Source organism: Pseudoalteromonas sp. T1lg22 (assembly GCF_002964645.1).
Lineage (GTDB): Bacteria > Pseudomonadota > Gammaproteobacteria > Enterobacterales > Alteromonadaceae > Pseudoalteromonas.
In genome coordinates this window covers 471,321-495,117 of sequence record NZ_PQBY01000006.1, presented here as the reverse complement: position 1 = coordinate 495,117, position 23,797 = coordinate 471,321, and the positions used below count along the sequence as shown (strand labels likewise).

The window sequence follows — 23,797 nt, the reverse complement described above, 5'->3', positions numbered from 1 at the left end:
GAGCACACGCATGAGCGAAGAATTTCAACATATCTCCGTACTGATGACGGAAACCATTGATGCCTTAGCGATTAAGCCAGACGGCATTTACATCGATGGTACCTTTGGCCGTGGCGGCCACTCCAGCGAGATTCTTGCCCGTTTGGGAGAAAAGGGCCGCTTGCAGGCCATAGATCAGGACCCTACGGCCATTGCCGCCGCCAAGCGCTTTGCCGATGATCCTCGTTTTAGCATTGCCCATAGTCGCTTTTCGCGTCTTGATGAGGTCGCCGAGGCGGCTGGGATCACAGGTCAGGTCGACGGTATCCTGCTGGATATCGGCGTTTCTTCACCGCAGCTAGATGATGCCGGACGCGGCTTCAGCTTTATGAAAGACGGCCCGCTGGATATGCGCATGGACCCAAGCCAGGGGCGTAGTGCCGCCCAATGGTTGGCCGAGGCCGAATTAGAAGACATGGTGTTTGTGTTTAAAAAGTACGGCGAAGAGAAATTTGCCCGTCGTATCGCCACCAAGATCATCGAAACCAGAGCACACACCGAGATTAACTCCACGGCACAATTGGCGCAGTTAATTGACGAGGCGGTGCCGGTGAAAGACAAACACAAGCACCCCGCCACACGTACCTTCCAGGCCATTCGTATTTATATCAACAGCGAACTGGAAGAGATTCAAACCGCGTTGCAGGCATCCTTGTCGGTGCTTAAGCCCGGCGGTCGCCTGGTAGTGATTTCTTTCCATTCGTTGGAAGACCGTATCGTAAAACAATTTATCAAGAAGCAGAGCAAGGGAGAGGCTGTGCCTAGAGGTCTGCCATTAACCGATGCACAATTAAATAAAGAACTGACGTTAAAGGCAGTAGGCAAAGCCATTAAGCCGAGCGATGAAGAGATCGCTCGCAATAGCCGTGCGCGCAGCTCCGTCCTTCGTGTAGCCGAGAGATTGGGATGAGCCAACAACCAGTAAAACGCCAACCAAACCTCTTCGTCGAGATAATACGGGGATTGATTGACAACAAGCTAACGTTGGGGCTGCTTTTTTCTATTCTGTTCAGTGCGTTAGCCATAGTCCAGGTGACGCACTTATCACGGGCGCAGCTGATTGCTCAAGACAAGCTGCTGCAAGAACGTGACGAGCTTGACCTAAATTGGCGTTATTTATTGGTAGAAGAAGAATTTTATTCTCAGCATGCACGGATAGAGCAAATTGCCACCGAGCAGCTGAATATGAAAAGACCAACCAGCGAAGATGAAGAAGTGGTGATAGTGCCATGAGAGCAGCGAAACGCAAAAGCAATGCAAACAATTTAATTACCTGGCGCTTTGTGCTGGTATGCGCTGCTGTGCTGCTGGTTTTTGTGACTTTGGTGGCCCGCGCCGCCTATTTGCAGGTGATCGAGCCGGATAAGGCACGCAGCGAAAATGCCAAGCGCACCGTGCGGGTAGAAAAGCTCCATGTGCAGCGCGGCATGATCTTCGATCGTCAGGGCAAAGAGCTGGCGGTCAGTGTGCCCGTGGTCAGCGTTTATGCCGACCCTAAAGCCATTGACAAGTACCTGCAAAGCAAGGTGGTGAAGCGCGCGAAAAAGCAAGGGGAAGATCCGCAGGATATTCTCGACCGTCCAGAGCATCTGGCCGATCTTAAAGCCGCCTTTTACAAGCAAGATATGCGCTGGCGTGAGCTGGCCGATGTGCTGCGCTTAGAGCGCACCAATGTCGACACCCGCTTAATCGGCGATAAAGACCGTCGCTTTATCTATTTAAAACGTCAGGTAACACCCGCTGTGGCCAACTATATCAATGAGTTGAATCTACCGGGCGTGCACCTGCTTGACGAGTCCAAACGCTATTATCCCGCCGGTGAAGTCACCGCCCATGTTCTTGGTTTTACCAATATCGACGGTCAGGGCATCGAAGGCATTGAAAAGCTCTATGACGAAGCGCTGACCGGCACAGAAGGGCGCCGCACTATTCGTAAGGATGCCCGTGGCCGCGAAGTTGCCGTTCTGGACGAGCGTCAGCGCGTGGAACCGGAAGATATTCAGCTGTCTATCGACCAGCGTATCCAGGTTATTGCCTACAAAGCGCTTAAATCTGCGGTGTTGACCTACAAGGCCACATCAGGCTCCGCCATGGTGGTGGATGTTAAAACCGGCGAGATCCTCGCCATGGTTAACAGCCCCTCGTTTAACCCCAATAATTTGGAAGATGCGGCGCCGCATAAGCGTCGTAACCGCGCCATTACCGACTTATTCGAGCCGGGTTCAACCATTAAACCACTGACTATCCTAGCCGGTTTGGATTATGGCAATATTGACGCCAACGACACCATAGACACCTACCCGGGCTGGATGCGCGTCGGTGGCAGTCTGGTACAAGACACCCGTAACCGTGGCGAGATGTCGCTGCGCGAGATCCTTAAGGTTTCAAGTAACATGGGTGTGGCAAAAATTTCACAAGACCTGCCTAAAGACTACTTTGTCGGCCTGTTCGAGCGCGTAGGCTTCGGCAGCGATACCGGCACTGGCATGGTGGGTGAGAGCAGTGGTTTGTTTTATCCTAACCGTCGCTGGTCTGATTTTGAAATTGCCACCTTGTCGTTCGGATATGCCATCTCGGTAAGTACGGCCCAGTTGGCGCGTTTTTATGCGACCTTGGGTGCCGGCGGCATTTCACGTCCACTGACCATATTAAAACAAGAAGAACCCTTACCTGGAGAGCGCGTTTTTCAAGAACAAGACGCCAAAGCTGTTGTCGAAATGATGGAAAGCGTATTTGAGAAAGGCGGCACAGCGAACAAGGTGAAGGTCGATGGTTATCGCGTCGCAGCGAAGACAGGTACTTCTAAGAAAGCGGTCGCCGGTGGTTACGGCGACGAATATGTCGGCTATTTTGCCGGCGTCGGTCCGGTAAGCGACCCGCGCCTGGCCGTGGTGGTCATGGTCAATGAACCCGGTGGCGATGTGTATTATGGCGGTGCCACCGCGGGTCCGGCCTTTGCCGAAATAATTTCCAATGCGCTGCGTATCCTTAACGTGGCGCCCGATTTAGAACCGGTAGCCAACCTAGCAGTAAAGGGAGGTGGAGATGCGTAATCTTCGCGAAGTACTCGCCCCTTGGGGAATCGATACCGAGATAGGCTTGGTCAACGAATTACAATTAGATAGTCGCCGCGTTCAACGTGGCGATGTGTTTGTGGCCATCAAAGGTCATCAACTCGACGGTGGTCAGTTTGCCGAGCAAGCGCTCGCCCAGGGTGCCAGTGCGGTGATTGCCGACAGTCGCTGTGAACTTAATTGCGACGATGAGCGCATTATCGTCATTGATCGTCTCAGTCTGCGTTTGAGCGAGCTGGCGGCGAGCTTTTATGGTCAGCCCAGCCACGCCTTTGATTTGGTCGGGGTGACCGGCACCAATGGTAAGTCCTCGACCACGGCGATGATCGCTACTCTGGCACAGCATTGCCAACATTCCAGTGCCATTATCGGTACCTTGGGCTGGGGTGAGCTGGATAATCTTAACGAGCTGGCTAATACCACGCCGTCGAGCGTTGAGTTACAACAGATTTTTGCTCAGCTAAAAGAGCAGCACAAACAGCTGGTGGCGATGGAGGTATCCTCTCATGGCCTGATCCAGGGGCGTGTGGCCAACAGCCGCTTTAAGGCCGCGGTGTTTACTAACCTATCTCGCGACCACCTGGACTATCATGGCGATATGCAAAGCTACGGCGATGCCAGCTGATCCTGATGCGTGACTGTGATGCCGAGCTGGTGGTACTTAATCAGGATGATGCGGTGGCGCAGACCTGGTTGGAAAAATATGAATTCCCCGAGTTGGTGGTGTATGGCCGTAAAACGCTGCCGCCAACCCATGGCCGTTACCTGTATTTCAGCAAGGTGGAATTCCTGCCTCACGGCTTAAAGGCGCATATCGACAGCAGTTGGGGTGAGGGCGAAGTCACCTTACCTCTGTTTGGCGAGTTTAACCTCTATAACCTGGGTGCCGCGTTGGCCACCTTGCTGGGGTTGGGTTACCCCTTGGAGCAGTTGTTGGCGGCGTGCAAGCAGCTGCAACCTATTGCAGGTCGTATGCAGGCCTATAGCGCCGCTAATGGCCTGACCTGCGTGGTCGATTATGCGCATACCCCGGATGCCATCGAGTTGGCCCTACAAGCCCTGCATCAGCATGCCCATGGTAAGGTCACCTGCGTATTCGGCTGTGGTGGCGACCGCGACAAGGGCAAGCGTCCATTGATGGCCAAGGCGGCGCAAAAGTACGCCGACCGTATCGTGGTCACCAGTGACAATCCGCGCAGTGAAGACCCGCAAGCCATCCTCGATGATATCCGCGCCGGTTTTAGCGCTAACCTCGATGTGCAGTATGAAATTGACCGCGCCAAGGCTATTGCCTTGGCCATTACTCAGGCGCAGCCAGGCGATATAGTGCTTATCGCCGGTAAGGGTCATGAGGATTACCAGATTATCGGCGATCAGGTATTGCCGTTTTGTGATCGCACCCTGGTGCAGCAGTTATTGGCACAAGGAGCAGCATCATGATCAGTATGGACTTAGATTGGCTAGCCAAGACCTTAGGTATTAGCTATCAGGGCAGCAACAGCAGCCTGAGCAATATCAATACAGATACCCGCACCTTATGCGACGGCGAGGTGTTTTTAGCGCTGCAAGGCCCTAACTTTGATGGCCACAACTTTATCGATGTTGCCGAGCGCCAAGGCGCGGTGGCGGTGATCGTAGCGCACCCGGTAGAAACTCACTTGCCTCAGCTGGTGGTGTCCGACACTCGTATAGCCCTTGGACAGATAGGCGCCGCGGTCAAAGCCGAGGTAGCCCCGAAAACCATCGCTATCACTGGCAGCGTGGGTAAAACCACGGTTAAAGAAATGTGTGCCGCCATTTTGGCGCAAAAAGGCCCGGTGCTGGCTACTAAGGGTAACTTCAATAACGATATTGGCGTGCCACTGACCTTGTTACGCCTTGAGCCACAACATCAATATGCTGTGATTGAACTCGGTGCTAATCACCTTGGCGAAATCGCTTATACCACGGCGTTGACCAAGCCGGATGTGGCCGTGGTCTGCAATGTGGCCGAAGCGCATCTGGAAGGATTTGGCTCCCTGCAGGGCGTGGCCACCGCCAAGGGCGAAATCTTCTCTGGTTTGGCCGAGGATGGCGTGGCGGTGATCAATGCCGACAGCGAGTTTAAACAACAATGGCTCGATGGTCTGGGTACCCGCCAGGTAAAACAGTTTTCAACCAAAGAACATCTGGATGTGTGGGCCGAAGAGGTGACCCTGGATGCCCTGGCTCGTGCTTCCTTTATGCTTTGCAATAAGGATGAGCGTGTTGCCGTGACTCTGGCCATGCCGGGTCAGCACAATGTTACTAATGTGCTTATCGCCGCGGCATTAACCAGCAGCCTGGGCTGCAGCCTGGCTGATGTGGCCAGCGGCCTTGCCAATATGGCGCAGGTCAAAGGACGAGTGAACATTATCGAGGTAACAAGTCAGCTTACAGTCATTGATGATACTTACAATGCCAACGTGAGATCGGTACAAGCGGCCATTGATTTATTGGCGCAAGTGCCAGGTTTCCGGGTATTGGCCCTCGGCGATATGAATGAGCTCGGCGAAGGTGCACGACAATACCATCAACAAGTAGGTGAATATGCCAAGCAAAAGGGCATTGAAGCCGTCTATTCTCTGGGCGTATTAAGCCGTTACGCCAGTGATGTCTATGAACAAGCCGGACGCCACTTTTCTGGGCGCGACCAACTTCTTGAGCAAATGCTGAAGGACTTACGACAGACACAACAAAAAATAACGGTAGTCGTGAAGGGATCGCGCAGTTCTCGCATGGAGCTTTTAGTGGAAGATTTAGTGGCGCATGGCAAACAGTTAGCCGGCGAGGGAGAGAAGTAATGTTAGTGTGGCTGGCTGAATACCTAACCCAGTTTTACAGCGGGTTTAATGTATTTTCTTATTTAACGCTCAGAGCCATCCTGGGAATTCTGACGGCGCTGATGCTGTCTTTGTATTTTGGCCCTAAGCTGATCGCCGCCTTGCAGCGCATGCAGATTGGTCAAACCGTACGTGACGATGGTCCCCAGTCTCATTTAAGCAAGTCGGGTACCCCTACCATGGGTGGTTTGCTTATTCTGGGCGCCATTTTTGTCAGCACCCTGTTATGGGCCGACTTAAGCAATAAATATGTGTGGGCCACCTTGTTTGTGATTGGCTCTCTGGGCGTTGTCGGCTTTATCGATGATTATCGTAAAGTCATACGCAAAGACCCTAAGGGTCTGATTGCCAAATGGAAATACTTCTGGCAGTCGGTGATTGCCCTGATCGTAGCCTTTGCCCTGTATGCCAGCTCACAACAGGCGGCGGAAACCGCATTGATCGTGCCCTTCTTTAAGGATGTGATGCCACAGCTTGGGCTTTTCTACATCATCATGACCTATTTTGTGGTGGTGGGTACGTCCAATGCCGTAAACCTCACCGATGGTCTTGATGGCCTGGCCATAGTGCCAACCATTTTAGTGGCGTCGGCGCTGGCGATCATGGCCTATGTGACCGGTCATGCGAATTTCTCAAGCTATCTGCACCTGCCACATTTGCCACTGACCAGTGAACTGGTTGTGGTCTGTACCGCCATCGTTGGTGCCGGCCTGGGCTTCTTGTGGTTTAACACCTACCCGGCGCAGGTCTTTATGGGCGATGTGGGCTCATTGGCTCTAGGCGGTGCGCTTGGCATTATCGCCGTGCTGGTACGTCAGGAACTGGTGCTAGTGATTATGGGCGGTGTCTTCGTGATGGAGGCTGTGTCTGTGATCCTGCAGGTGGGCTCATACAAGTTACGGGGCGAGCGGATTTTCCGCATGGCACCTATTCACCATCATTATGAATTAAAGGGCTGGCCGGAGCCGCGCGTGATCGTGCGCTTTTGGATTATTTCCATCGTGCTGGTACTTGCTGGATTGGCAACATTGAAGATCAGGTAAATGGGCTATTTAAAGACGCTTAAAAATAAACGTATCGCGGTGCTTGGGCTGGGGGTTTCCGGTCTGGGCACAGTGCGTTTTTTGCATGCTCATAAATTGGCGCCAGTGCTTGTCGACTCGCGTCAGCAGGTGCCTACTCAGTTGTGGTTAGACTCTCATGTGCCGCATCTGGAGCAGCGTTTTGGCCCCTTAGCAGAAGCCGACCTGACATCCTTCGACTTAATCTTGATCGGCCCTGGACTGGCATTGGCCACCCCACAAGTGCAGCAAGCCATTGCCGCCGGCGTGGAAGTGATAGGCGATGTCGAGTTGTTTGCCCGCATCAATACCAAGCCTGTGTTGGCGGTGACCGGCTCAAACGGCAAGTCAACCGTGGTTTCCTTGCTCGCCAAGGTACTTGAGCGCGGCGGCCTGCATATAGGCTTGGGCGGTAATATCGGCACCGCGGTGCTGGATTTACTGGCCCTGGACGCCGATGCCTATGTTTTAGAATTATCTAGCTTCCAGCTGGAGACCACCTCCAGCCTGGCGGCCAAAAGCGCCTGTATTTTGAATCTGTGTGAAGATCATATGGATAGATACGAGGATATGGGCGGCTATATCGATGCCAAACAGCGTATCTATCAGGGCTGTGAGCTGGCCGTTTTCAATAGTGAAGACGCCGACACGGCGCCGCTGCTGAGCAATAACGCCGAGCGTATCAGCTTTGGGTTAGAGCAGGGCGACTACCATATTATGATGCACCAGGGTCAAGCCTACTTTGCCTTTCGTCAGCAGCCTATTTTGCCCTGCGCCAGCAGCTTACTGCCAGGCAGTCACAACCGTTTGAATGTGTTGGCTGTAATGGCCATGTGTCATTCCTTTGCCTTTGACGCCGGTGTGTATGAGCGGGCGCTGCAGGAATTCCCAGGTTTAGATCACCGCTGTCAGTATGTAGATACCCTAAACGGGGTGCGCTACTTCAACGATTCCAAGGCCACCAATGTGGGCGCCACCATAGCCGCGATTAACGGCTTTGCCGATGAACCGGGACGCTTGATTTTAATTGCCGGTGGCGATGCCAAGGGCGCCGATTTAACGCCCTTGCAAGAGCCGTTACTCAATCAGGTCGCTGAGCTGATTTGCCTGGGTAAAGATGGCGCTGCCATTGCCGCACTCAAGCCCGGTAGTCATCTGGTCGGTGACATGGCCGAAGCGGTTCGTTGCGCCAAGGCCTGCGCCCGTGATGGCGACATAGTGTTACTGGCGCCAGCCTGTGCCAGCCTGGACATGTATGCCAATTATATGGTGCGCGGTAACGACTTTGCACAACAAGTGCATGAGGGGGAGGCATGAGCTGGGATCGCATTAAAGATCTACTGCATCTGAAGCCCTCGGGTCAGCTATACGATGTGCCCTTGCTTTATACCCTGCTGTGTTTAGTGGGAATTGGTTTTGTCATGGTGACCAGCGCCTCCATGCCTGAAGGCGAGCGCCTGTTCGACAATCCGTATCATATTATGGTGCGCCAGGCGGTGTTTATGGGGATGGCACTGTTCTTGTTTACCCTGGCAACCAGTTTGAAAATGCAGTGGTGGAAGGTAGCCAATACTTATCTCTTGTTTGTAGGCCTAGGCCTCTTGGTTGCGGTATTGGTCTTGGGTAGTGAAATCAATGGTTCGAAGCGCTGGATCCCACTAGGTCCCATCAATATTCAGGCCTCGGAAGTGGCCAAGCTGTTCTTCTTTAGTTACCTCGCAGGTTACCTGGTACGTAAGCGCGACGAGGTGCAGGAGAATATTAAAGGGTTTGTGAAGCCCATTAGCGTCTTTGTTCTGTACGCAGGTTTGATTCTATTGCAGCCGGATCTTGGTACCGTAGTAGTAATGTTTGTGACCACGGTTGGCCTGCTGTTTCTGGCCGGTGCCAAGTTGTGGCAGTTCTTTGTCCTGATGCTTTCTGGTATAGGTCTGGTGATCGCCCTAATCGTATTTGAACCCTATCGTTGGGCCCGGGTTGTGGGCTTTCTAGAGCCTTGGGACGACCCCTTTGGTAAAGGTTATCAATTAGTACAGTCGCTGATGGCCTACGGTCAGGGTGGCTGGTTTGGTCAGGGCCTGGGTAACAGCGTGCAGAAGCTTCAATATATGCCACACGCCCATAACGACTTTATTTTTGCCGTGGTGGCCGAAGAGCTGGGTTTTGTTGGTGTGTTTACCGTCTTGGTGCTACTGGGCACCTTGGTATTTAGAGCCTTGCTTATTGGTCAGCGTGCGCTTAAGGCCAATAAAGAATATGAGGGCTATTTAGCTCTGGGAATCGGTATTTGGTTTGCGTTCCAGTCCATGGTTAATGTCGGCGCCAGCGCCGGGATCTTACCCACCAAGGGACTGACCTTACCCTTTATCTCTTACGGTGGCTCCAGCTTGTTGGTGATGGCCATTGCCGCTGGGGTGTTATTCCGTATCGACTTTGAAACCAAGATGGCGACCAAGCAGGCGACCTCCAGAGGTCACGGCCGGGGTCATCGTCGTGTTGTACCTAGCCCCGCAGCAGTACAGGAGGCAGTATGAATAAATCCCTGGTAGTGGTTGCCGGTGGCACAGGCGGACATATTTTTCCCGGCATCGCCGTGGCCCAATACCTGCGCGAGCAGGATTGGCAGGTCTCCTGGATTGGCACGGACGACAGAATGGAAGCGGATGTGGTGCCTAAGCACGACATAGAAATCGATTTTATTCGTGCTCAGGGCGTGCGTGGCAATGGCTTAAAACGTCTCTTCCAAGCGCCCTTGATGATCATCAAGGCCTTTTTTGCGGCACGTAAGATTTTAAAGCAACGTCGTCCGGCGGCGGTGTTGGCCATGGGTGGCTATGTTACCGGGCCTGTGGGCCTAGCGGCGAAAAGCTTAGGGATCCCCTTAGTGATCCATGAGCAAAATGCTGTGGCCGGCATGAGCAACAAGCTTTTGGCCAAGCTGGCTAACAGCTGTTTGGGTGCCTTTCCCGGTGCTCTGCCACAAAGTGATTTTCAGGTGGTGGGTAACCCGGTGCGTCAGTCGCTGATGAATATTACCCCGGTTGAGGTCAGCTCGCCCATCAATATTCTGGTGGTGGGTGGCTCGTTGGGAGCACAGGTGTTAAATGATACCTTGCCAACGGTGTTTGCCGAACTGGCGACAAAGCATGAATTAGCTGTGTGGCACCAAACCGGCAAGGGCCGCTCCAGTAAGGTGCAGGAGCAATATCAGGCGCAGCAGCTTGAGGCCAAGGTGAGCGACTTTATCGACGATATGGATGCGGCCTATGCCTGGGCTGACTTGGTTATTTGTCGCGCCGGTGCTTTGACCGTGAGCGAAGTAGCGGCGGCCGGACGCATGGCCCTGTTTGTGCCATTTCCACATGCCGTGGACGACCATCAAACCGCCAATGCCCAGTATTTGGTGGGTGGCGATGCAGCCTTGTGTATGCAGCAAGGCGATTTTTATCAAACCGCCGTGGTTGAGGCGCTAGCGCCGTATTTTCAGCAGCCCCAATTAATTACCGAGATGGGTAAGCGCGCGAAGGCGCTGGCCAAACTCGATGCAACCGCAGCGGTTGCAAAACAATGTGAGCAGTATAGTTAATGACAGTAACAACAGGCACAGCCCAACAGCAGGGCACGCAACAACAGGGGCAACGACCGGCGATGCGCCGCGTTGAAACCATTCATTTTATCGGCATAGGTGGTGCCGGTATGGGTGGTATTGCCGAAGTTCTCGCCTACGAAGGCTATCGTATTACCGGCTCGGATATCGCCCAAAGTGCGATGACGGAGCGTTTGATTAAAGCCGGTGCCGAGGTGTTTATCGGCCATGATCAGAATAATGTAAAAGACGCCTCCGTGGTGGTGGTTTCTACCGCCATCAATGAACAGAACCCAGAGATCATCGCCGCCCGCAACGCCCGTATTCCTATTGTGCGTCGCGCGGAGATGTTAGCCGAGCTGATGCGTTTTCGCCATGGTATTGCCATTGCCGGCACCCATGGTAAAACCACGACAACCAGTTTGGTTGCCAGTATTTTTGCCGAGGCTAAGCTGGATCCCACCTTTATTATCGGCGGTTTGCTTAATAGCGCCGGCAGTAATGCCCGAGTGGGTTCGAGTCGTTTCTTAATTGCCGAAGCGGATGAAAGTGATGCCTCCTTCTTGCACCTGCAGCCCATGGTGTCTGTGATCACTAATATCGAAGAAGATCATATGGACACCTATGAGGGCAGTCTGGAAAAGATGAAGGACACCTATGTGGAGTTTATTCATAACCTGCCGTTTTATGGTTTGGCGGTGGTTTGTATCGACTCACCTGTGGCTCGTGAGCTGATCCCGCGCTTTTCCCGTCAGGTGATCACCTATGGTGAGCATGAAGATGCGGACTATCGTATGGCGGATTTCAGCCAGGATGCCAGCACCTGCTCCTTTACCGTGACTTCGAAGCAGGGCGAGCGCCTAGAGGTGACCTTGAATATGCCGGGTAGGCACAATGCCCTGAATGCCACCGCGGCCATTGCCGTTGCTAAGGACGAAGGCATAGGTGACACCGCGATTTTACAAGCGCTGGAGAAGTTCGAAGGCATAGGCCGTCGCTTCCAGCACTACGGCGAGTTTACCAATGAGCGTGGTAAGGTCATGCTGGTGGATGATTATGGTCACCATCCCAGCGAAGTTGCCGCCACCATTAAGGCCGCCCGCGATGGCTGGCCACAAAAGCGCCTGGTGATGATTTATCAGCCGCACCGTTATAGCCGCACCCGCGACCTGTACGAAGACTTCGTTAAGGTCTTGGGCGACGTCGACCAGCTTATTTTGCTTGATGTCTATGCCGCCGGTGAAGAGCCGATTGTCGGTGCCGACTCGAAAAGCCTGTGCCGCAGTCTGCGCCAGCGCGGCAAGGAGCCCTTGCATGTGGCGGATAACAACGAGTTAGCAAGCGTATTAGCCACCACCTTGGCCGATGATGATCTGGTGATCACCCAAGGTGCGGGCAACATAGGTCAGTTGGTGAAAAAGCTGGCCGCAACCGAATTACAGATTGAAAAGTTACAGCAGGTATCCTCATGAGTCAGGCATTTGGCAAAGTAGCAGTTTTACTAGGTGGGTCATCTGCCGAGCGCGAAGTATCGCTTAAATCAGGTGCAGCCGTGCACGCGGCTTTGGTTGAGGCCGGTGTCGATGCGCACCAGTTTGACCCGGCTGAGCGCCCTCTGCATGAGCTTGCACAAGAGGGTTTTGACCGTGTCTTTATCGCCCTACATGGTCGCGGTGGTGAAGATGGCACCCTGCAAGGGGCATTGGAATTTATGGGCTTGCCCTACACAGGTTCAAGCGTACTGGGCTCGGCCCTGGCGATGGATAAAATCCGCTGTAAGCACCTGTTTCAGGTGGCTGGCCTGCGCACCGCTCCTTATAAAGTAGTGTCGCAAAGCCAAGGCTTTGATTGTGCTGAGATTATGGCGCAGCTGGGCCATGTGATGGTAAAACCTTCGCACGAAGGTTCGAGTATCGGCATGGCCGAGGCCAACAATGCTGAAGAGCTGGCGCAAGCCCTGGAAGCCGCCTTTAAGTTTGACGACGAGGTCTTGGTAGAGCAGTGGCTAAGCGGCCGCGAATTTACCGTGTCTATCTTGAGTGATAAGGCCTTGCCTGTGATTGAAATGCGCACGCCGAGCGGTTTCTATGACTATCAGGCCAAGTACCAATCAAGCACCACGGAATATTATTGCCCGGCGGATCTAAGCGAAGCGCAAACGGCGCAGTTGCAAGAGATGGCGGAGCAGGCCTTTTCGCTTGTGGGTGCTAAGGGCTGGGGACGTGTGGATGCCATGCAAGGCGCCGACGGTGAGTTCTATCTGCTTGAAGTAAATACGGTACCCGGAATGACGGAGAAATCCTTGGTGCCTATGGCGGCCAAGGCCACGGGCGTAGATTTCACCGCACTGGTAGTGAAGATTTTGGAGCAAACTCTGTAAATGGCGACATTAAGGGAAAAGCTGAGCGGACTAAAACAGGGAACCAATTGGTCCTTGCTGTTTGGCTTGAGCTTTTTTCTGCTGGTGGTGTTTATGGTGTTGAAGTTGACCTTCAACTTCTCCGACTGGCTGGTTCGCGATAAGGACGCCCAGCTCAAGCAGCTGCAGGTGTTGGGTGAGCCCAAGTATACCGCCGAGCGCGCCATTATCGACGCCATTAAACAGGCGGATTTGGACAGCTTTTTTGAGCTCGATGTAAAGCAGGTGCAGGAGTTAGTCACCGATTTACCTTGGGTTGCCAGCGCCTCGGTGCGCAAGCAATGGCCGGATACCTTGCAGGTGTATGTGGTGGAGCATCAGGCGGTAGCGCTTTGGAATGACGACCAACTGCTTAATAGCAAGGGGCAGGTATTCACCGCGCCGCAGGAGGGTATAAAGGACTCCTTGCCTAGCTTGTTCGGCCCCGAAGGCAGCGAATTGGAAGCCTGGCAGACCTTTAATCGTTTTGAAGAGTTGTTTGCGGTAAACGGTTTGAAATTATCCAGCCTGGCGCTGTCAGAGCGTTTCGCCTGGCAATTATGGTTAGATAACGGCATTCGCCTTAATTTAGGGCGTGATGATAAAGCAAAACGCGTACAAAGATTTATTGATGTCTACCCACACTTGAAAAAACGTCAAGATGTACAGGTAGATGTCGTTGATTTGCGATATGATACCGGGCTTGCGGTGCAATTTAAGCCGCTGGCAGTAACGGAAGAAGAACAAAAGAGTAAGGTATGACCAAGTCAGTAGAACGTAACCTTGTTATCGGTTTGGATGTGGGCACCTCGAAAGTGGTGGCTACGGTCGGTGAGATCACCGATGACAACAAGCTCAGCATTGTTGGTGTAGGCCGCCAGGTATCCCATGGTATGGATAAGGGTGGCGTGAATGACTTGAACCTGGTTTCCGAGTCGATTCGCCGCGCCATAGACGAAGCCGAGCTGATGGCCGACTGCCGCATTAGCTCCGTGTATCTGGGCATTTCCGGTAAGCATATTCAATGTCAGAACGAAACCGGTGTGGTGGCAATTAACAACACCGAAGTGACCGATGAAGACATAGACAACGTCATCCACATTGCTCGTTCCGTGCCTATTTCTGCGGAGCGCAAAATGCTCCATGCCTTACCGCAAGAATACAGCATCGACATGCAAGAGGGCATTAAGAACCCACTGGGCATGAGCGGTGTGCGTATGGAAGCCAAGGCCCATATCATCACCTGTTCCAACGACATGGCGAAGAACATTGAAAAATGTGTCGAGCGCTGTGGCCTGCAGGTTGATCAGCTGATCTTCAATGCCCTGGCGTCTTGCTACTCGGTATTGACCGAAGACGAAAAAGAGCTGGGCGTGGCGGTACTGGATATAGGTGGTGGCACCATGGATATCACCATCTATATCAATGGCGCTTTACGTCATTCTGCGGTGATCCCGGTTGCGGGTAACCAGGTAACCGGCGATATCGCCAAGATTTTCCGTACGCCTATTTCTCATGCCGAAGCCATTAAGGTGCAGTACGCCTGTGCCAGCAGCCAAATGGCCAGTAATGAAGAACAAATTGAAGTACCTAGCGTGGGCGGACGTCCTTCGCGTATTATGTCGCGCCACACCTTATCCGAGGTGGTTGAGCCGCGCTTTAGAGAATTATTTGAACTGGCGCTCGAAGAAATTCGTCGCTCCGGTTTTGAAGATCAAATTGCTGCTGGATTGGTTGTTACCGGCGGCAGTGCAAAGATGACCGGTGCTTTGGAAGTGGCAGAAGACATCTTCCAAATGCCGGTACGTATCGGTAGTCCACTAGGGATAACGGGATTAACCGATTATGTAAGCGATCCCTCATTTGCAACCGCCGTAGGTTTGTTACAATATGGTCGGACCATGCAGTCGATCAACGCAACAAAAGCGAAAGCAGACGAGGGTAACTGGTGGGGCCGTATTACTAAATGGTTCCAAGGTGAGTTTTAGTACTCAAGTCGGAGAGTAAACTATGTTTGATATGATGGAAGAGCACAGCGAAGAAGCTGTTATCAAGGTAATAGGTGTTGGTGGCGGCGGCGGTAATGCCGTAGAACACATGGTGCAGCAGCACATCGAAGGCGTGAAATTTATTACCGCCAATACCGATGCGCAGGCACTACGTAAGTCATCGGCTGATGTCACGGTGCAACTAGGTACACAGATCACTTCAGGTCTAGGTGCCGGAGCCAACCCGGAAATCGGTAAGAAGAGTGCCGAGGAAGATGCGGAAACCATTAAAAGCGCCCTGCAAGGTGCGGATATGGTCTTTATCGCTGCCGGTATGGGCGGTGGTACGGGCACAGGTGCGGCGCCAGTTGTCGCTCGCATTGCCAAAGAGCTGGGTATTTTGACCGTAGCGGTAGTAACGCGTCCGTTCGATTTCGAAGGTAAAAAGCGCGCTGCAGCAGCGGATCACGGCATTAATGAACTGGCGGAAATCGTTGATTCACTGATCACCATTCCTAACAATAAATTATTGAAAGTATTGGGTAAGGGCACGACCCTGCTTGATGCCTTCGCCAAAGCCAATGACGTACTTTACGGTGCGGTACAAGGCATTGCCGAGCTAATTACTCGCGCCGGCCTTATTAACGTCGACTTCGCCGACGTACGTACTGTTATGTCGGCCATGGGTACGGCAATGATGGGTTCTGCTTCGGCATCTGGCCCAGACCGTGCACAAGAAGCGGCGGAAGCAGCCATTTCAAGCCCACTGCTTGAAGACGTGGATCTAACCGGTGCCAAGGGTATCCTGGTTAATATTACCGCGGGTATGGACCTGTCTATCGAAGAGTTCGAGATCGTAGGTAACCATGTTAAGGCCCTGGCTTCTGAGAATGCCACCGTGGTTGTGGGTACTGCCATCGATATGGAAATGAGCGATGAGCTGCGCGTAACCGTAGTAGCAACCGGTCTAGGTGGCGATCGTCGTCCTCAGTTCGGTGTTGTAGACAACGGCTTTAAGCGCGCCGTGGGTTCTGATGTGAACGCCCAAGGAACGCAGAGCACACAAAGCACTTCTATGTTTGTGCCAAGCTTTGCTACCCAAGGAACTCAAACCAGCTTTGAAGAGTCAAAGCCGGTAGATGAGCCATCGTTTAGCAGTAATAGTGCGACTACGAGTCAGGCAAGTGTAGTGACTAGCCAAGAGAGCAAGGCCAGCGCTGCACCGAAGAAGCAGGAAGAATCGGGTGATTATTTCGATATCCCGGCGTTTCTGCGTAAGCAAGCAGACTAGTTTAAAAAACAAACTAATTTGTTAACTGGTGCGATGTGTGGTAGAATCCGCCGTCTAATTTTAGTTTAGTAAGTGAGCGAAAGCCTATGATCAAACAGCGTACGATTGCAGAAGTAGTCAAAGCCACGGGTGTTGGTCTCCACAAGGGTGAGAAGGTTTCCTTAACTCTCCGACCAGCGAGCGCGAATACTGGGATAGTATTTCGTCGCGTGGACCTTGATCCGGTTGTGGATTTCGAAACGACCCCGGAAGCGGTGGGCGATACGCAATTGTGTACCTGTTTAACTAATAAAGACGGCGTTCGCTTATCTACTACCGAGCACCTGATTGCTGCGGTAGCCGCGTTAGGCATCGACAACCTGATTGTTGAGCTTGATAGCGGTGAAGTACCTATTATGGATGGCAGTGCCTTGCCATTCATTTATCTGCTACAAAAAGGCGGTATCGCCGAGCAGAATGTAGCCAAGCGTTTTATTCGTATCAAAGAAAAGGTACGCGTAGAAGAGGGTGATAAGTGGGCCGAGATCGAACCTTATGATGGTTTTCATATCGATTTCGAAATCGCCTTTGATCACCCAGCTATTAACGACAGTCGCCAGCGCATTGCCCTGGATATTACGGCACAGAACTTTATCGAAGAGATCAGTCGTGCCCGTACCTTCGGCTTTATGAAAGACATCGAGTATATGCATGCCAATAACCTGGCTCTAGGTGGCAGCATGGATAATGCCGTTGTTCTTGATGAGTTTAAGGTGTTAAATCCAAACGGCTTACGTTATGCGGACGAGTTCGTTAAGCATAAGATCTTGGACTGTGTGGGCGACATGTTTATGACCGGCCACAACATTCTCGGTAAGCTTACCGCTTATAAGTCGGGTCATGACCTGAACAACAAATTGCTGCGCAAAATCATGGCGACCGAGTCGGCATGGGAATGGGCAACATTTGAAGAGTCAGTGACCATGCCAGCTCCGGCTCTGGCACTGCATACGGCTTAAGCTTGCAGATAGAAAACTATCGAATAAAAAAATGACGCTTTAGAGCGTCATTTTTTTTGTCTGCCGTGTTGCGCCAAGCGCATTAATTTTTGCTGCAAAGAGGGCGGTGCATGCTCGGCAAGCAATTCTAAATTGTGAGCCGTTTGCTCGCTCATGGCGCGCTTGTTACTGGGTTCCTGGCTGGCCTTTTTCGCTTGCGTTTGTGCCTGCGCCAAAGGTGCGCGCTGCGCCGCATTGGGAGAGGTGACTATTTTAACCTGGCATAAATCCACCAAGCCCTGCTGGCGAAAGGCCGAGAGAATATCCATCTTGATATAGTTCAGCTTCATCGCCACCGTGGCGCTATGGGCCTCGATGATCAGGGCACCGTCGCGAATATTGGCTACCCGGCATTTCTTCGCCAGGTTTTCCCCCACCGCTTGGTGCAGAGTCTGCTGCTGCGAGGCCAGCTCCTGAGTTTTGGCGCCATAGTTGGCGATGCGCGAGCCGAACCGCGGGTTTAATTGCCCCAGCACTTCGTTAAGTTGTTTTGGCGCATAGCGATCTTTTGCCATAAACGGCATCCACCTCTTGAATTTGACTGAATCGTCACCACTTCTATTGCAATGCTTGAGTCTCTATTGCTGTACTTTAGACCCACTTTATATTGCTAAGTTTGCAAAGATTTCTCTGAACGTTATGATAGGCCAGCGATAATACCAATGCCATTAGTTTTTAATAGGCTTTCTGCTGTAAAGGCAAGTTACCGGAAGTGCTAATGGAATTGGTATTATTAGGTGCTGCAATTCATTGAGTTTGTTATGATGTCGCTCAAAAGTACACCGCTCAAGCAGTCACACTCAATAGCTCCACAATAGTCGCTCTTATGTAACTTGAGTGCGGTATAAATTGGATAAACGAAGTTCGCAAGTGACTTGGCAGTGTCCCAAAGGGTAACCCCAGGGGATGAACCAGAGCGCTTAACGCAGATGAGAATGTAACGGTTAAATCATGATCACGAAAATATTTACCAAAATCTTTGGTAGTCGCAATGACCGCACAATTAAAAACTTACGTAAAACGGTCGCGCTAATCAATGCCTTAGAAGGCCAACTAGAATCACTCAGCGATGAAGAACTAAAAGCAAAAACCGCTGAATTTCGTGAGCGTTATGACAACGGCACAAGTTTAGATGACCTCTTACCAGAAGCCTTCGCGGTGGTACGCGAAGCATCAAAGCGTGTGTATGGCATGCGCCACTTCGATGTGCAGATGATAGGCGGCATGGTGTTGCACCAAGGCCGTATCGCTGAGATGCGTACCGGTGAAGGTAAAACCCTGACCGCAACCCTACCAGCCTACCTTAATGGTCTGTCGGGTAAGGGCGTACACGTAATTACCGTGAACGACTACCTGGCCAAGCGTGACGCCGAAACCAACCGTCCGCTGTTTGAATTCCTGGGCTTAACCGTGGGCTGTAATGTGCCTGGCATGATGCCAATGCAGAAAAAAGACGCCTATAGCGCCGACATTACCTATGGTACCAACAACGAATTTGGCTTCGACTACCTGCGCGACAACATGGCGTTCAGTATTGATGAGCGCGTGCAGCGTCCGCTTAACTTCGCGGTGGTGGATGAGGTTGACTCAATCCTTATCGATGAAGCCCGTACGCCGCTGATTATTTCCGGCCCTGCGGAAGATTCATCTGAGCTTTACACGCAAATCAACAAGATAGTTCCTGAGCTGGTACAGCAGGAAAAAGAAGATGAGGAAGGCGTTGAAGGCGATGGTGATTACACCATAGACGAAAAAGGCAAGCAGGTTCACCTGACCGAGCGCGGTCAGATCAAGGTTGAAGAGCTTCTTACCGAGCGCGGCTTGATTGAAGAGGGCGACTCACTGTACTCGGCGGGTAACATTACCCTGCTAAGTCATGTTTACGCGGCACTGCGCGCCCACATGCTGTATCAAAAAGACGTCGATTACGTGGTTAAAGACAATGAAATCATTATTGTTGATGAACACACGGGTCGTACCATGGAAGGCCGTCGTTGGTCTGAAGGCCTGCACCAGGCGGTAGAAGCCAAAGAAGGCGTGAAGATCCAGAACGAAAACCAAACTCTGGCGTCAATCACCTTCCAGAACTACTTCCGTATTTACGACAAGCTAGCCGGTATGACGGGTACGGCGGACACCGAAGCGTTCGAATTCCAGTCTATCTACGGCCTAGACACGGTTGTTATTCCTACCAACAAGCCGATGATCCGTGATGATCGTGCCGACCTGGTTTATCTGACTCAGGAAGAAAAATACGAAGCGATCTTGGCCGACATTAAAGACTGCCAAGAGCGCGGTCAGCCGGTGCTAGTGGGTACTATTTCAATCGAAAGCTCGGAATACCTGTCGCAGTTCCTGCGTAAAGAGAAAATTCAGCACAACGTATTGAATGCCAAGTTCCACGCTCAGGAAGCCGACATCGTTGCCGATGCGGGTCTACCGGGTAAAGTGACTATCGCCACCAACATGGCCGGTCGTGGTACCGATATCATGCTAGGCGGTAACTGGCAGAGCGAAGCCGAAAAGCTTGATAATCCAAGTGAAGAGCAAATCGCAAAAATTAAAGAGCAATGGAAAAAGCGTCATGACGATGTCATCGCTGCCGGTGGTCTGCACATTATCGGTACCGAGCGTCACGAGTCTCGTCGTATCGATAACCAGCTACGTGGTCGTTCGGGTCGTCAGGGTGATGCCGGTTCAAGCCGCTTCTATCTGTCGATGGAAGATGCCCTCATGCGTATCTTCGCCGGTGAGCGCATGACTAACATGATGCGTAAACTAGGCATGCAACGTGGCGAAGCCATCGAGCACCCTTGGGTTAACCGTGCCATTGAAAACGCCCAGCGTAAGGTGGAAGCCCGTAACTTCGATATTCGTAAGCAGTTGCTTGAATACGATGATGTGGCCAACGACCAGCGCCGCGTGGTATACGCTCAGCGTAACGAGCTGCTGGAAGAGGGTGATATCTCAGAAACCATAGATGCTATCCGTAACGACGTGATCAACGGCGTAATCGACCAGTATATTCCACCGCAATCGCTGGCGGAAATGTGGGACGTGCCTGCTTTGGAAGATCGCTTGAAAGCAGACTATCTGCTTGATTTGCCTATCCAGCAATGGCTTGCCGAAGACAACAAGTTGTTTGAAGAAAAACTGCGTGAGCGCATCGTCGAAGAAGCAACTAACGCATATAAAGCAAAAGAAGAAATGGTGGGTCCACAAGTACTTCGCCAGTTCGAAAAAGCGGTTATGCTGCAAAGCCTGGATCAGCATTGGAAAGATCACCTGGCTGCCATGGATCACCTGCGTCAGGGTATCCACCTACGTGGTTATGCGCAGAAGAATCCGAAGCAAGAATATAAGCGTGAATCATTCGAGCTATTCTCAGCCATGCTAGAGAACCTGAAAACAGATGTAGTAAACATCCTAAGCAAGGTTCAGGTACGTGCCGAGGAAGATGTTGAACGAGTTGAAGAACAACATCGCAAGTCTGAAGAAGCGCCGCGTCAGTATCAACACGCTGAAGCCGAGCAGGTTGGTGGTGAAGCACCTGCGCCGGTATCGGCGCGCGTCGAGCCTAAGGTGGGTCGTAATTCGCCTTGTCCATGTGGCTCGGGTATGAAATACAAGCAATGCTGTGGCAAACTCAGCTAAGCATTCTCTTAGTTAAATAAAAAGCGGCCTATGCCGCTTTTTTTATGGAGCAGTTAATGAGTCAGAAAGTGGTTAATGTTGCCGTAGGCATTATTCTTCGCGGCGCGCAAACCTACATATGTAAGCGCCCGGACGACAAACACCAAGGCGGCTTGTGGGAGTTTCCTGGCGGTAAAATCGAAGCCGGTGAAACCACCACGGCGGCCTTGACCAGAGAGCTGTTGGAAGAAGTCGCCATTGAGGTGCACAGCAGCGACTCCTTTATGCTGATTGAGCATGACTATGGCGATAAGCAGGTGCGCCTGGATATCCATAAGGTCAGCGACTTTAGTGGTGAGCCTCATGGCGCGGAAGGCCAGCAAGGGGAGTGGGTGGCACTCAACGATTTACACCGTTATGCCTTCCCCAAAGCAAATCAGGCCATCCTAGAAAAACTATGTTCATAAATTGTTACAAACTGGGTTTCTCGCTCTGCGCCCATAGGTTTAATATGGGCTAGTTGGGGATCACCTCTTTCATAATTAAAAATGGGATAACAATATGTTTAAAGTAACCTTAGCAGCGGCCGCAACGGCGCTGGCACTAGGACTTACCGGTTGTAGTGAGCAAGCACAAAGTGCGAAGACCGAAACTCAGGCGCAAAGCGTTGCTGCAGAACAAACAAAACAAGTGCAACAACTTAGCTCGGGTATTGAGCTAGAAAACATCGATACCGCGGTGCGTGCACAAGATGATTTTTACTACCACATCAATGGTAAATGGCTAGAGCGCACCGAAATTCCGGGCGACAAGTCTAACTATGGCTCTTTCACCGCCCTATACGATCAGTCACAAGCGGCACTGAAAGAAGTGATCGAAGCGGCGGCTAAAAACACCAAGGCGGCACCGGGCAGCGATGAGCAAAAGCTGGGCGCCTTCTACAGCAGCTATATGAATACCGATGCCCTGGAAGAAAAAGGCATCGCTCCGCTTAAGCCTTACCTGGATAAGATTGCCACGGTTGCCGATAAATCAGCGCTAGTATCGCTGATGGCGGATCTGCGCATTCAAGGGGGCACCACGCCGTTTGCTTGGTATGTCAATAACGATGCCAAGAACTCAAGCCAGTATGCCCTTTATGTGTCTCAGTCGGGCTTAGGTTTACCGGATCGTGATTACTACCTTAAAGATGACGAGAAGTTCTCTACCATCCGCACGCAATACCTGGCTTATATCACGGACATGCTAACCAAGGCCGGCGTTGAAAACGCAGACCAAGCGGCAAAGGGTATTCTTGCTCTTGAAACCGAGCTGGCTACGGCGCAGTGGAGCCGAGTAGAAAGCCGCGATGCCACCAAGTCATACAACAAGATGACGGTTGCCGAAGCCAATGAGCTAACCGGTGCATTCGACTTTGCCCAGTTCTTAAAGCAATCAAAAATCAACACCGAAGATTTAGTTGTACGTCAGCCTTCTTATTTTGAAAAGCTAGGTGGTATCTATGAGCAAACCGACCTGGCTACTTGGCAGAATTACCTAACATTCCATTTTGTTAGCAACTACGCCGATGAGCTAAGCAAGGAATTTGTTGACCGTAAATTTGCTTTCTACAGCACCACCTTACGTGGCGTTGAAGAGCAGCAACCGCGTTGGAAAAAAGCGGTAGACTCAGCCAACTCGGTACTGGGTGAGCTGCTTGGTAAGGTGTACGTTAAAGATAACTTCCCACCTGAAGCAAAAGCACGCATGGAAGAGTTGGTTGCCAACCTGATCAAGGGTTTCGACCAAGCCATCGACGGTCTTGAGTGGATGAGTGCCGAAACCAAAGTGGCAGCCAAAGAGAAGCTGAACAAGTTCACGCCTAAGATTGGTTACCCAGACAAGTGGAAAGACTACTCGGCGCTAGAGGTCAAAGCGGACGACCTGGCGGGTAACTTTATTCGTCACAGTGAGTGGGCATACGATGATATGCGTAACAAGCTGGGCAAGCCGGTGGATCGCAGCGAGTGGTTTATGACACCACAAACGGTGAATGCTTACTACAACCCGGTGAACAACGAAATCGTGTTCCCTGCGGCCATCCTGCAACCGCCATTCTTTAACCTGGAAGCGGACGACGCGGTGAACTACGGCGCCATCGGTGCGGTAATTGGCCACGAGCTAGGTCATGGCTTCGACGATCAGGGTTCAAAATACGATGGTGACGGTAACCTGCGTAACTGGTGGAGCGAGCAAGATTTGGCGCAGTTCCAGGAGCGTGGTCAGCAACTGGTATCGCAGTACAACGAATATGCCCCGTTTGAAGACGCTAATGTGAACGGCCAGCTGACGCTGGGCGAGAACATCGGTGACCTAGGCGGCCTAACCGTAGCCTATAAAGCCTACCAGTTATCACTGGGTGGCGAAGAAGCCCCGGTTCTGGATGGTTACACCGGCGATCAACGCTTCTTTATGGGGTGGGCGCAGATCTGGCGTCGTAAGTACCGTGATGAAGAGCTGCGCAACCGCCTGATGACGGACTCGCACTCACCAAGTCACTACCGTGTTATCGGTGTGCTACCAAATATGCCTGAGTTCTATAAGGCATTCGACGTGAAAGAGACCGACGAAATGTACATTAAGCCGGAAGATCGCGTTAAGATCTGGTAAGTTCGGCTAATTACTGCCAAGGCGCCAGTCTTGTTATCCTCGCCAAATAAGGGCAAGGGTAATGGGGCGGCGCCTTTGTTTTTTATCGCACTTGTTTCCCCCGTTAACGCAAACCCATTGCCTTGGTCGTTATTTATCTACTAACTTTGTTATCTAATAAATAAAAGCAAAGAGTAGAGA

General features: G+C 51.9%; 18 protein-coding genes and 1 pseudogene. 18 read left to right on the top strand and 1 reads right to left on the bottom strand.

Going from position 1 to position 23,797, the window contains the following annotated elements:
* Positions 1 to 10: 10 nt before the first annotated feature.
* The 15 genes and pseudogenes from rsmH (at position 11) to lpxC (ending at position 17,296) form a co-directional block, all read left to right on the top strand.
* Positions 11 to 949, top strand: coding sequence for a 16S rRNA (cytosine(1402)-N(4))-methyltransferase RsmH (rsmH, locus tag C2M24_RS04515; protein WP_105199360.1), 939 nt, complete (start codon positions 11 to 13; stop codon positions 947 to 949).
* Positions 946 to 1,272 (top strand): cell division protein FtsL, encoded by a 327-nt coding sequence (ftsL, locus tag C2M24_RS04510; protein ID WP_105188517.1) that lies wholly within the window; start codon positions 946 to 948, stop codon positions 1,270 to 1,272. Before rsmH ends, ftsL begins: the two co-directional genes overlap by 4 nt.
* Positions 1,269 to 3,092 carry a peptidoglycan D,D-transpeptidase FtsI family protein gene (locus tag C2M24_RS04505; RefSeq protein ID WP_105213443.1) on the top strand — a complete coding sequence of 608 codons (1,824 nt, stop codon included), beginning with the start codon at positions 1,269 to 1,271 and terminating at the stop codon, positions 3,090 to 3,092. The genes ftsL and C2M24_RS04505 overlap by 4 nt, the downstream gene beginning before the upstream one ends.
* Positions 3,085 to 4,553 (top strand): annotated as a pseudogene (murE, locus tag C2M24_RS04500) (UDP-N-acetylmuramoyl-L-alanyl-D-glutamate--2,6-diaminopimelate ligase). The gene C2M24_RS04505 and the pseudogene murE overlap by 8 nt, the downstream one beginning before the upstream one ends.
* Entirely contained in the window at positions 4,550 to 5,935 is a 1,386-nt protein-coding gene (locus tag C2M24_RS04495) for a UDP-N-acetylmuramoyl-tripeptide--D-alanyl-D-alanine ligase (RefSeq protein ID WP_105199363.1), read from the top strand. Before murE ends, C2M24_RS04495 begins: the two are co-directional and overlap by 4 nt.
* Positions 5,935 to 7,017 (top strand): phospho-N-acetylmuramoyl-pentapeptide-transferase, encoded by a 1,083-nt coding sequence (mraY, locus tag C2M24_RS04490; RefSeq protein ID WP_105199364.1) that lies wholly within the window; start codon positions 5,935 to 5,937, stop codon positions 7,015 to 7,017. The genes C2M24_RS04495 and mraY overlap by 1 nt, the downstream gene beginning before the upstream one ends.
* Positions 7,018 to 8,352 carry a UDP-N-acetylmuramoyl-L-alanine--D-glutamate ligase gene (gene murD, locus C2M24_RS04485; RefSeq protein ID WP_105213442.1) on the top strand — a complete coding sequence of 445 codons (1,335 nt, stop codon included), beginning with the start codon at positions 7,018 to 7,020 and terminating at the stop codon, positions 8,350 to 8,352.
* Complete coding sequence (ftsW, locus tag C2M24_RS04480; RefSeq protein ID WP_105213441.1) at positions 8,349 to 9,569, top strand: cell division protein FtsW; 1,221 nt, start codon at positions 8,349 to 8,351, stop codon at positions 9,567 to 9,569. The genes murD and ftsW overlap by 4 nt, the downstream gene beginning before the upstream one ends.
* Complete coding sequence (gene murG, locus C2M24_RS04475; protein WP_105213440.1) at positions 9,566 to 10,621, top strand: undecaprenyldiphospho-muramoylpentapeptide beta-N-acetylglucosaminyltransferase; 1,056 nt, start codon at positions 9,566 to 9,568, stop codon at positions 10,619 to 10,621. The genes ftsW and murG overlap by 4 nt, the downstream gene beginning before the upstream one ends.
* Positions 10,621 to 12,093 (top strand): UDP-N-acetylmuramate--L-alanine ligase, encoded by a 1,473-nt coding sequence (murC, locus tag C2M24_RS04470; RefSeq protein ID WP_105213439.1) that lies wholly within the window; start codon positions 10,621 to 10,623, stop codon positions 12,091 to 12,093. The genes murG and murC overlap by 1 nt, the downstream gene beginning before the upstream one ends.
* Positions 12,090 to 13,001, top strand: coding sequence for a D-alanine--D-alanine ligase (locus tag C2M24_RS04465; protein ID WP_105199369.1), 912 nt, complete (start codon positions 12,090 to 12,092; stop codon positions 12,999 to 13,001). Before murC ends, C2M24_RS04465 begins: the two co-directional genes overlap by 4 nt.
* Positions 13,002 to 13,781: a cell division protein FtsQ/DivIB gene (locus C2M24_RS04460; RefSeq protein ID WP_105199370.1), complete on the top strand. Its 780-nt coding sequence runs from the start codon at positions 13,002 to 13,004 to the stop codon at positions 13,779 to 13,781.
* Positions 13,778 to 15,007: a cell division protein FtsA gene (ftsA, locus tag C2M24_RS04455; protein WP_105199371.1), complete on the top strand. Its 1,230-nt coding sequence runs from the start codon at positions 13,778 to 13,780 to the stop codon at positions 15,005 to 15,007. Before C2M24_RS04460 ends, ftsA begins: the two co-directional genes overlap by 4 nt.
* Before the next feature lie 22 nt (positions 15,008 to 15,029).
* Positions 15,030 to 16,298 carry a cell division protein FtsZ gene (gene ftsZ, locus C2M24_RS04450; RefSeq protein ID WP_105199372.1) on the top strand — a complete coding sequence of 423 codons (1,269 nt, stop codon included), beginning with the start codon at positions 15,030 to 15,032 and terminating at the stop codon, positions 16,296 to 16,298.
* A gap of 86 nt (positions 16,299 to 16,384) precedes the next feature.
* The gene (lpxC, locus tag C2M24_RS04445) at positions 16,385 to 17,296 is read left to right on the top strand and encodes a UDP-3-O-acyl-N-acetylglucosamine deacetylase (RefSeq protein ID WP_105199373.1); all 912 of its coding nucleotides are present in this window, start codon (positions 16,385 to 16,387) and stop codon (positions 17,294 to 17,296) included.
* Positions 17,297 to 17,343: 47 nt separating this feature from the next.
* Here the strand turns inward: lpxC and C2M24_RS04440 are convergent, their stop codons facing one another.
* Positions 17,344 to 17,850: a DUF721 domain-containing protein gene (locus C2M24_RS04440; RefSeq protein ID WP_105199749.1), complete on the bottom strand. Its 507-nt coding sequence runs from the start codon at positions 17,848 to 17,850 to the stop codon at positions 17,344 to 17,346.
* Positions 17,851 to 18,286: 436 nt separating this feature from the next.
* On the opposite strand from C2M24_RS04440, the gene secA reads away from it, so the two are divergent.
* From secA to C2M24_RS04425, 3 genes are all read left to right on the top strand, one after another.
* Positions 18,287 to 20,989 carry a preprotein translocase subunit SecA gene (gene secA, locus C2M24_RS04435; protein ID WP_105213438.1) on the top strand — a complete coding sequence of 901 codons (2,703 nt, stop codon included), beginning with the start codon at positions 18,287 to 18,289 and terminating at the stop codon, positions 20,987 to 20,989.
* Between the two features lie 56 nt (positions 20,990 to 21,045).
* Entirely contained in the window at positions 21,046 to 21,435 is a 390-nt protein-coding gene (gene mutT / locus C2M24_RS04430) for an 8-oxo-dGTP diphosphatase MutT (protein WP_105213437.1), read from the top strand.
* Positions 21,436 to 21,529: 94 nt separating this feature from the next.
* Positions 21,530 to 23,617 (top strand): M13 family metallopeptidase, encoded by a 2,088-nt coding sequence (locus C2M24_RS04425; RefSeq protein WP_105213436.1) that lies wholly within the window; start codon positions 21,530 to 21,532, stop codon positions 23,615 to 23,617.
* Positions 23,618 to 23,797: the final 180 nt, after the last annotated feature.